This is a genomic window from Staphylococcus canis, assembly GCF_016238445.1.
In the GTDB taxonomy this organism is placed as follows: Bacteria; Bacillota; Bacilli; order Staphylococcales; family Staphylococcaceae; genus Staphylococcus; species Staphylococcus canis.
The window spans coordinates 1-9,719 of the sequence record NZ_JABANU010000039.1 but is presented as its reverse complement, the minus strand read 5'-3'; the positions used below and the strand labels follow the sequence as shown (position 1 = coordinate 9,719).

Sequence of the window (9,719 nt, the reverse complement as noted above, 5' to 3'; positions counted from 1 at the left end):
TATCTGGTGCCTATGGCAAAGAGGTCACACCTGTTCCCATGCCGAACACAGAAGTTAAGCTCTTTAGCGCCGATGGTAGTCGGACTTACGTTCCGCAAGAGTAGGACGGTGCCAGGTTTTCATAATTACTTCGGTAACGACTAGTCATTTTGACTAGTCTTTTTTTATAGTTTTAATGAAGGAATATTACTGATTTCCATTGTATTTTAGAATAAAATAGGCACATAATTTGATTCATTTTTGAACTCAAATATGTGCCTATTATTATAACTCTTTTAAATGAGTAAGGAATATAACATTTTATTTTCATTGATGTAGATATTTTTAGCATCAAATGCATTAACACGTTCATGTAGAGCAGGGAGATCTTCATGGTTTTTGAGTTGAATACCGATAATTACTGTTCCTGTATTTTGAGATGTTTTCTTTAAGTATTCAAATTTAGTAATATCATCATATGGTCCTAAGACCTCATTTACAAATTGTCGTAGTGAACCTGGACGTTGTGGAAAGTTTAAAATAAAATAGTGTTTGATTTTCTCAAATAATAAAGAACGTTCTTCAATTTCTTTCATGCGGTTAATATCATTGTTTCCGCCACTAATAATACATACAACTGTTTTGCCTCTAATCTCATCTCTATATTGTTCTAATGCGCTAACACTAAGCGCACCAGCAGGTTCAGCAACTATAGCTTGTTTTGAATACATATCTAAAATCGTTGAACAAACTTCACCCTCATCGACTTGAATATAATGGTTAATATGCTTTTTACAAATATCAAAAGTGATATCTCCAACTCGTGCAACTGAAGCACCATCTACAAATTTATCAATATTTTGTAGTGTTATTATTTTATTTTGAGTCACTGATTGATACATACTGCTCGCACCTAATGGTTCTACACCAACGAGTTTTGTGTGTGGGGCATGTTCTGAAAAGTATGTAGCAATGCCAGACATCAGCCCACCACCGCCAATAGCTCCAAAAAGATAATCAAATTCAATCTGATTGTGTTCTGCTTCATCTAAAATCTCTTTAGCAATAGTACCTTGACCAGCAATGGTATTCACATTATTGAAAGGATCAATAAAAGTCATATCATGGTGTTCTGTGTATTGAAGCGCTTCTTTTAAACAATCATCAAATGTATCACCGACTAATTGAATTTCTACATTAGGTCCTCCAAAAAATTGAACTTGATTAATTTTTTGGTTAGGGGTTGTAACAGGCATAAATATCACAGCTTTTAAATTGAGTTCTTTTGCTGTAAACGCAACACCTTGTGCATGATTTCCGGCACTTGCACAAGTGATACCTTTATTTTTTTGGGATGTTGGTAATACTGAAATTGCGTTATATGCACCACGCAATTTAAATGAACGTACCCATTGTAAATCTTCACGCTTTAAATAAACATGACAGTTATACTTTTGAGATAAATAATGATCTTTTTCTAAAGGTGTTGATTTAACCGTTTCTTGAAGACGTACAAATGCATCTTCGACATCTTTCACTTGAATAGGTGTAGTTTTTACAGACATCGTGCTCACTCCTTAAATGTTTAGTTTTGAATACGTTTTGATTTAATGAAAGGCATCATATCACGCAATGTTTGTCCGACTTCAGTAATTTGATGACCTTGTTGTGCTTCTCGCATCTGTTTAAAATCTTTAAATCCATTTTGATTATCTTGAATAAAACGCTCGCTAAATGTTCCGTTTTGAATGTCCTTAAGCACAGCCTTCATATTTTCTTTAGTTTCTGGTGTAATAACCCGTGGACCGGATACATAATCACCAAATTCTGCTGTATTTGAAGTGGAATAACGCATATTTTCGAGTCCACCTTCGTACATTAAATCTACAATCAGTTTCATCTCATGAAGCACTTCAAAATAAGCGATTTCAGGTTGATATCCTGCTTCTACTAGGACTTCAAAACCAGTTTGAATGAGTCGCGTTACACCGCCACATAAAACAGCTTGTTCACCAAATAAATCCGTTTCTGTTTCTTCTTTATATGTTGTTTCAAGTACTCCAGCGCGTGTTGCACCAATTCCTTTAGCATAACTTAATGCTAATTGTCGAGCGTGACCAGAAGCATCTTGTTCTACAGCGAATAGGGCTGGAACGGCTGATCCTTCTACAAATGTACGTCGCACTAAATGTCCAGGTCCTTTTGGTGCAACTAAAAAGACATCAACAAAACTAGGAGGGTGAATCACACCAAAATGAATATTAAATCCGTGTGCAAATGCTAAAGCGTCTCCATCTTCTAGATATGGTGCAATTTCTGCTTCATAAACTTGACCTTGGATTTCATCAGGTAATAATACCATAACGACATTAGATTGTTTTACAGCTTCTGACACTGGATATACTTCAAATCCATCTTCTTGTGCTTTATCAAACGAATGTCCAGGTCGAATACCAACAACAATATCATAACCATTGTCTTTTAAATTTTGTGCATGAGCATGACCTTGAGAACCATAGCCGATAATTGCAATTTTTCTTCCTTGTAATACATCTTCTTCTACTGAGTGATCATAGTATACTTTTGCCATAATAAAACCTCCAAATATTTTTACTAAATCGGGATGCTAAGTTATTCGATACCTGTAGTACCTGAGCGAGACATTGACTCAATATGAAAAGATTTTAATGATTCGGTTAGTTCATCTAAAGTGTAGGGTGGTCCTACAGCTTGTAAATAAACCGTATCTTCATTTTGTTTTAAAATATTTAACGTATCTGAGTAATTATTTAAAATACGATTCAGTTCTGTCTCACTTTCAAAATGTGTCAGTTTGATTAAAAGTAACTCTCTATTAAATGTATTTGTTTCGGTAATGTCTTTAACAGAAAGGGTATTTACTTGTTTTTTGAGTTGTTGCATGATGGTACGTAATACTTGATTATTGGGTACCTCAGCGACAAAGGTGATTTCTGTCACACCACCTTGTAAGGTTTGACCCGCTGTAATATTAACGATGTTGAACTGTCGTCTTACAAATAAGCTAGTCAAACGATTGAGTGTACCTGCTTTATCAAAAACGAGTACTTTAAAGGTTCTTCTCATAAGAGTCCCTCCATTTCATGATTCGACTTACCACTTGGAACCATTGGTAGTACAGCTTCAGTTGGAGAAATACGAATTTCAATCACCGCAGGCCCATCATGAGCAAATGCTGTATCAATCGTGGACTCCAGTTGACTGGCTTGATCGATTAAAAATCCTTTGACACCGTATGCTTCGCTTAATCGCATAAAATCCGGTTGATCATTAAAAACTGAGCTTGAAAAACGTTGGTCAAAGAACTTGTCTTGCCACTGCTTAACCATGCCTAAAGTACCATTGTTAATAAGCACAACTTTAATATTTAAATTAAACTCTTTCATAAGCGCAATTTCTTGATTAGTCATTTGAAATCCACCATCACCTACGAAAGCGACTACTGTTGCATCAGGCTTAGCAAACTGTGCACCAATCGCTGCTGGAATACCAAAGCCCATCGTACCTAAACCGCCACTTGTAATGAGTTGACCGTGTTTTTTAAATGGATAAAACTGTGCCACCCACATTTGATGTTGACCGACATCTGTTGAGACATAGGCATCTCCATTTGTAATTTGACCGATATATTCGATGGCACGTTGAGGTTTACTAAAAGCTTCATTGTCTGTTTCAAGATAAGTGAAAGGATGTTGAGTGCGATAAGCTTGAACCTGTTTCACCCAAGTATCGTGCTTAACAGCTTCGCCACGACGTTTTAACAATTCAGTTAATACATGTTTGACATCAGCAACGATGCCTAAATCAGTACGTATAATTTTATTGATTTCAGAAGGGTCGATATCAACGTGTACTATTTTGGCGTGCGGTGCAAAGTGATCTGGATTACTTGCGAGACGGTCATCAAAACGCGAGCCAAAATTGATTAATAAATCACATTCTGTTAACGCCATGTTACTGGCATATGATCCATGCATTCCACCCATACCTAAAAATAGGGGATGACTATAGGGAATCGCTCCTAAACCATGTAACGTAGCAACAACTGGAATGTCAAAATGTTCCACAAATTGACGAAGTAAATCATTAGATTTTGAAAAATGAATGCCAGCACCAGCTAAAACTACAGGCTTTTGAGAAACGGATAAGGCAACTAATAGTTGAGTCACATCGTCTTGTTCTGGTGATGTTTTTACAACATATCCAGGTGTATGGATTGATGTATCGTATGTCTCTTGTGTGGAGAACACACCCATATCTTTTGGGAAATCAATTACAACAGGGCCTTTACGACCAGAATTTGCGATATAGAACGCTTCTTTAATAATCTTTGGAATTTCTTTTACATCACGTACTTGGTAATTATGTTTTGTAATCGGTGTTGTCATTGAAAGAATGTCCGCTTCTTGAAAGGCATCTTTTCCGATACCTGGGCTTGCGACTTGACCTGTAATGACAACAAGTGGTAAAGAGTCACTATATGCATCTGCAATTCCAGTAATCGCGTTAGTTGCACCTGGACCACTTGTAACAACTACAACACCTGGTTTACCGCTTACACGTGCATAACCTTCAGCTGCATGTGTTGCACCTTGTTCATGACGGTATAAAATATGAGGAATACGTTGTTCATAAAAAGCGTCATACAAGGGTAATACTGCACCACCGGGATATCCAAAAATATATTCAACCTCTTCTTGAACTAAAGCTTCTACTAATAATTCAGCACCAGATGTCATAGTATCTAATGATGTAGGTGTTTGTGCTTTTTCTAATTTGTTTTTAGAATATTCTGATTTCAACATTTAGCATTCCTCCTTTGATTATGTTAAAGCATCGGGTAAACGCATGATGCCACCAGTATTGGCACTTGTAACAAGTGCTGTATATCTAGATAAGTATCCACTTTTAACTTTGGCTTTAAACGGTTTGAGGTTTTCTTGACGATGAACAAGTGTGTCTCTATCTACATGTAAAGTTAATTCTCTATTCGTAAGATTAATTGAAATAGTATCCCCATCTTCAATTAGAGCAATTGGACCACCTGCAGCAGCTTCAGGAGAAATGTGGCCAACTGCGATACCTCGTGTTGCACCTGAAAAACGACCATCTGTAATGAGTGCAACATCTTTACCTAATCCTCGTCCTACAATAGAAGAAGTAGGTGCTAACATTTCTGGCATGCCTGGTCCACCTTTAGGACCCTCATAACGGATAACCACAACATGTCCTTCTCGTACACGGTGATCATCAATTGCCGCAACTGCTTCATCATGACTGTCAAAACAAATGGCTTCACCAGTAAAAGTTTTGATAGAGGCATCGACGCCTCCAACTTTGATTACCGCACCATCTGGAGCGATATTGCCGTATAAGATAGATAGACCTCCTTCATGGTCATAAGGACGATCGAGCGGTCGAATGACTTCATGATTGGTAATGACATGCTCTTGATTATTTTCTCTTAAAGTATGACCAGTTACTGTAAGACGATCAGGATGTAATACACCATCTTTCTTCATCAGTTCTGAGATAATTGCTGGAACGCCACCTGCTTGATGCACATCATCCATTGAGTATGAAGAGCTTGGAGCGATTTTGGATAGGAAAGGCGTTCGTTTGGCAACTTCATTAATACGAGAAAGGTCATAGTCAATACCTGCTTCATTGGCAATCGCAAGCGTATGTAAAACTGTATTAGTTGAACCACCCATTGCCATATCTAAAGCAAACGCATCATCAATCGCTTCTTTCGTAATAATGTCACGTGGCTTGATGTCATTTTTAACATTTTCAACGAGTTGTTTTGCTGCTTGTTGAATCATCTCACGTCTTTGTTCACTAACAGCTAAAGCGGTGCCGTTGTATGGTAAAGCTAAACCAAGCACCTCCATAAGACAGTTCATTGAATTCGCCGTAAACATGCCAGCGCAAGAACCACAAGTGGGACAAGCATTTTGTTCCATATCTAGAAAGTCTTCTTTAGTCATAGAGCCTGATTTAAAAGCACCTACAGCTTCAAACATTGATGATAACGTGAGTGCCTTACCTTGAGCAGATAAACCTGCTTTCATAGGCCCACCTGAACAAAAAATAGCTGGGACATTCGTTCTAACTGCCGCAAGCAACATACCTGGCGTGATTTTATCGCAATTTGGAATATAAAAGACACCGTCAAACCAATGTGCATTGATTACAGTTTCTGCTGCATCTGCAATAATTTCTCGACTTGGGAGAGAGTAGCGCATGCCGATGTGACCCATCGCAATACCATCATCTACACCAATCGTATTAAATTCAAAAGGAATGCCTCCAGCTTCACGAATTGCCTCTTTCGCAATATCTGCAAGCTCACGTAAATGCACATGTCCAGGGACTATATCTATATAGGAATTACATATCGCAATAAATGGTTTGTTCATGTCACTCGGTGATTGTATTTGCCCAGTTGCATGTAATAGACTACGCGCAGGCGCTTGATGATCACCTTTTTTTATCATGTCACTTCTCATAGCAACAACCTCCTCATTTTTTCAAATAAAAAATACGCCCCAATGTTGGATTGGGACGTATCTTGTAAGTCCCATTCAACTAGAAATAGGACTTAAGTATTTAGTAAAAAGTTTACTAAAACTCCAGTCCTGAGCGTAAAATAATAACAATAATATTTTGTTGTGCGTATGATAGAGTCATCTGTGTGCGCATACGATTACGCTCCTTTCTAAATTGAATGGTGAATATGAGTAAAAGAATTGAGATATATGAATTGTTAGAAAATTCGTATTTTTAATTTACATTAAGTCAATGCTAATGTCAACAATAAATATTAATTTTTCTGAAAATAATTCCAACAACTGTCGTTAAATACGATGACAATGGGCTTATGAGTTAATGTTACGTATAAGTCAAATTGCGTTAAATCTGTTACAATGAATAAGAAAATAATTCAGGGAGTTAGTGAAATGATTAGAATCAAAAATATTAAAGATATGCAAAACTTTGCTGAAAAACTTGCACCTTTACTTCAAGCTCAAGATGTCATATTATTAGATGGCGATTTAGGAGCAGGTAAAACGACACTATCTCAATTTATTGGACGTGCTCTTGGTGTCAAAAGAACCATCAACTCTCCAACTTTTAATATTATTAAATCCTATAAAGGTCAAAACCTGACATTTCATCACATGGATTGTTATCGTTTAGAAGATTCAGATGAAGATTTAGGTTTTGATGAATATTTCAATGACGAAGCGGTGACAGTGATTGAATGGAGTCAATTCATTCAAGCTTTTTTACCTGAAGATTACTTAAGAGTGAGTATTAAAGTAAAAGATGAAAATGAACGTGAAATTGAGTTAAGTGCCCATGGTGAGCATTATCAATCAATGAAGGAGGCGTTAGAGCATGTATAGTTTATGTATAGACACATCCAATCAACCGATTTCAGTTGCTTTGTTGAAAGATGGAAATGTGTTAAATACGCATACTTCTGCAATCAAGCGTAATCATTCCATACAACTAATGCCCATGATTGAGACATTACTTAAAGAGGCGGACATTCAAGCTAAAACATTGTCAGAGATTATCGTTGCTGAGGGGCCTGGATCTTATACAGGATTAAGAATAGGTGTCACAACTGCTAAAACATTAGCCTATACACTTAATCTTAAACTCTATGGTGTTTCATCATTAAAAGCACTTGCTGCTACGACGGATTTAAAAGATTATTGGATTGTTCCTATTATTGATGCACGTCGTCAACACGTTTTTACGGGTGTATATGAATGGCAAAATGAACAACTGGTTTCAGTTATGGGAGATCGATATATAGCAATTGAAACATTATTAGACCAACTTAAAGATCAGTCTAAGATTGTTTTTGTTGGACGCGATGTACAACAATTTGATATACTCTCAAATTATTATCTCAAACCTAATTTACCTCAAGCAGAACATCTCTATCATTTAAAAGGGGAACCTGTTACAATTCATAATTTTGTCCCGCAGTATTTAAAATTATCGGAGGCTGAACAAAATTGGTTGAATCAACAATCCAAAACGAACTCAACATTAGACGCATGACTGTAGAAGATGTGCCACGGGTATCTGATATTGAACGTATGAGCTTTGATGATAGTTCTTGGACAGTTGATGCTTTTTATCATGAATTGCTTGAAAATAATTTCGCGCACTATTTTGTGATAGAATATCACGATGCCATTATAGGATACTGTGGCGTATGGATTGTACTTGATCAAGCACAGATTACGACAATCGCAATTGCACCAGATTACAGAGGATTAGGTTTAGGACAATTATTGTTAAACTATGCACTTAACTTTTCAAGAGCAGCTGCTACAACGATGAGTTTAGAGGTGCGTGTGGAAAATGAGACAGCACAACATGTTTATAAAAAATTAGGGTTTCAATATGGTGGACGTCGAAAAAATTATTATGGTGAAGGAAAGGATGCATTAGTGATGTGGGTGAGTTTAAATGACTGAACAAAAACTGATTCTAGCAGTTGAAACAAGCTGTGATGAAACAAGTGTAAGCGTTATTGAAAACGGAACTAAATTGTTAAGTAATAGTGTATTAAGTCAAATTGACAGCCATAAACGCTTTGGCGGTGTCGTACCTGAGGTTGCAAGTCGTCATCATGTAGAAAATATGACAATGATGGTTGAAAACGCATTAGAAACAGCTGATAAAACTATGGACGATATTGACGCAGTTGCGGTGACACAAGGCCCTGGTCTTATTGGTGCATTGTTAGTAGGCGTAAATGCCGCAAAAGCGCTAGCATTTGCACATCAAAAGCCATTAATTCCAGTGCATCATATTGCAGGTCACGTTTATGCTAATCAATTGGAACAAGGTTTAAAGTTTCCTTTAATCGCATTAATAGTATCAGGAGGACATACAGAACTTGTCTACATGAAGGATCATTTGAATTTTGAAGTGATTGGTGAAACACGTGATGATGCTGTTGGAGAAGCGTATGATAAAGTTGCGCGTACGATAGGTCTATCTTATCCCGGAGGTCCTATTATTGATCAGTTGGCAGCAAAAGGAGAGGATACTTATGACTTTCCTAGAGTGTGGTTAGAGCCAAATAGTTACGATTTTAGTTTTAGTGGTTTAAAAAGCGCAGTGATTAATAAGCTGCATAACCAAAAACAAAAAGGTGAAACGATTATTCCAGAAAATGTTGCGACAAGTTTTCAAAATAGCGTAGTTGAAGTACTCGTGGGAAAAGCGATGCGAGCATGTGAAGATTACGGGGTGAAACAGTTAATTGTTGCTGGCGGAGTAGCAAGTAACCGAGGTTTACGTCAAGCATTGCAACAAGAAACTGAAAAGCGAAATATTGAACTCTCTATACCAGAACCAAAATTGTGTACAGACAACGCTGCAATGATAGGTGCAGCGGGTTATTATATCTATGAAAAAGGCATCCGCGGTGATATGTCACTCAACGGTAAAAGTAGTATGGATCTCGAAATGTATAACTAATACAAAAGCTCTAAGCAATTGGATTAATTGTTTAGAGCTTTTTTGATTATACTTTTCAGGTTCTATAATAAATCGGACTGGTGGCATTTAAATTATAAATGTTGCTTGTCCGATTTTTTACTTTTTAGATGCAAAAAGACGCAATGACCTCTATTATTAAAAGTGCCTAAACCCAAATAAAGGAG

At 36.9% G+C, this 9,719-nt stretch carries 9 protein-coding genes and 1 rRNA gene; 5 read left to right on the top strand and 5 right to left on the bottom strand.

Annotated elements, in window-relative coordinates; genetic code table 11:
• Window positions 1–2: 2 nt before the first annotated feature.
• Window positions 3–117 (top strand): 5S ribosomal RNA (gene rrf / locus HHH54_RS10530).
• Between the two features lie 158 nt (window positions 118–275).
• Here rrf and ilvA read toward each other — a convergent pair.
• From ilvA to ilvD, 5 genes are all read right to left on the bottom strand, one after another.
• On the bottom strand, window positions 276–1,544 hold the full coding sequence (gene ilvA / locus HHH54_RS10525; RefSeq protein ID WP_198618758.1) for a threonine ammonia-lyase IlvA: 1,269 nt from the start codon (window positions 1,542–1,544) through the stop codon (window positions 276–278).
• A 20-nt stretch (window positions 1,545–1,564) separates the two neighbouring features.
• Complete coding sequence (ilvC, locus tag HHH54_RS10520; RefSeq protein ID WP_198618757.1) at window positions 1,565–2,569, bottom strand: ketol-acid reductoisomerase; 1,005 nt, start codon at window positions 2,567–2,569, stop codon at window positions 1,565–1,567.
• Between the two features lie 41 nt (window positions 2,570–2,610).
• Window positions 2,611–3,084, bottom strand: coding sequence for an acetolactate synthase small subunit (ilvN, locus tag HHH54_RS10515; protein ID WP_198618756.1), 474 nt, complete (start codon window positions 3,082–3,084; stop codon window positions 2,611–2,613).
• Window positions 3,081–4,757: a biosynthetic-type acetolactate synthase large subunit gene (ilvB, locus tag HHH54_RS10510; protein WP_432813809.1), complete on the bottom strand. Its 1,677-nt coding sequence runs from the start codon at window positions 4,755–4,757 to the stop codon at window positions 3,081–3,083. The genes ilvN and ilvB overlap by 4 nt, the downstream gene beginning before the upstream one ends.
• 84 nt (window positions 4,758–4,841) lie before the next feature.
• Window positions 4,842–6,530 carry a dihydroxy-acid dehydratase gene (gene ilvD / locus HHH54_RS10505; protein ID WP_198618754.1) on the bottom strand — a complete coding sequence of 563 codons (1,689 nt, stop codon included), beginning with the start codon at window positions 6,528–6,530 and terminating at the stop codon, window positions 4,842–4,844.
• A 450-nt stretch (window positions 6,531–6,980) separates the two neighbouring features.
• Between ilvD and tsaE the strand changes: the two genes are divergently transcribed.
• From tsaE to tsaD, 4 genes are read left to right on the top strand one after another with little or no spacing between them, the layout of a single operon-like run.
• The gene (gene tsaE / locus HHH54_RS10500; protein ID WP_198618753.1) at window positions 6,981–7,430 is read left to right on the top strand and encodes a tRNA (adenosine(37)-N6)-threonylcarbamoyltransferase complex ATPase subunit type 1 TsaE; all 450 of its coding nucleotides are present in this window, start codon (window positions 6,981–6,983) and stop codon (window positions 7,428–7,430) included.
• Complete coding sequence (tsaB, locus tag HHH54_RS10495; RefSeq protein WP_198618752.1) at window positions 7,423–8,100, top strand: tRNA (adenosine(37)-N6)-threonylcarbamoyltransferase complex dimerization subunit type 1 TsaB; 678 nt, start codon at window positions 7,423–7,425, stop codon at window positions 8,098–8,100. Before tsaE ends, tsaB begins: the two co-directional genes overlap by 8 nt.
• The gene (gene rimI / locus HHH54_RS10490) at window positions 8,097–8,522 is read left to right on the top strand and encodes a ribosomal protein S18-alanine N-acetyltransferase (protein WP_198618759.1); all 426 of its coding nucleotides are present in this window, start codon (window positions 8,097–8,099) and stop codon (window positions 8,520–8,522) included. The genes tsaB and rimI overlap by 4 nt, the downstream gene beginning before the upstream one ends.
• Window positions 8,515–9,534, top strand: a complete 1,020-nt coding sequence (gene tsaD, locus HHH54_RS10485; RefSeq protein ID WP_198618751.1) for a tRNA (adenosine(37)-N6)-threonylcarbamoyltransferase complex transferase subunit TsaD — start codon at window positions 8,515–8,517, stop codon at window positions 9,532–9,534. The genes rimI and tsaD overlap by 8 nt, the downstream gene beginning before the upstream one ends.
• Window positions 9,535–9,719 lie beyond the last annotated feature (185 nt).

Excerpts from the sequence above, each read along its gene's own strand:
- tsaD (WP_198618751.1), top strand. The coding sequence starts at position 8,515 with ATGACTGAACAAAAACTGATTCTAGCAGTTGAAACAAGCTGTGATGAA.
- ilvB (WP_432813809.1), bottom strand. The coding sequence starts at position 4,757 with ATGACATCTGGTGCTGAATTATTAGTAGAAGCTTTAGTTCAAGAAGAG.
- ilvD (WP_198618754.1), bottom strand. The coding sequence starts at position 6,530 with ATGAGAAGTGACATGATAAAAAAAGGTGATCATCAAGCGCCTGCGCGT.
- ilvA (WP_198618758.1), bottom strand. The coding sequence starts at position 1,544 with ATGTCTGTAAAAACTACACCTATTCAAGTGAAAGATGTCGAAGATGCA.
- tsaE (WP_198618753.1), top strand. The coding sequence starts at position 6,981 with ATGATTAGAATCAAAAATATTAAAGATATGCAAAACTTTGCTGAAAAA.
- tsaB (WP_198618752.1), top strand. The coding sequence starts at position 7,423 with ATGTATAGTTTATGTATAGACACATCCAATCAACCGATTTCAGTTGCT.
- ilvN (WP_198618756.1), bottom strand. The coding sequence starts at position 3,084 with ATGAGAAGAACCTTTAAAGTACTCGTTTTTGATAAAGCAGGTACACTC.
- rimI (WP_198618759.1), top strand. The coding sequence starts at position 8,097 with ATGACTGTAGAAGATGTGCCACGGGTATCTGATATTGAACGTATGAGC.
- ilvC (WP_198618757.1), bottom strand. The coding sequence starts at position 2,569 with ATGGCAAAAGTATACTATGATCACTCAGTAGAAGAAGATGTATTACAA.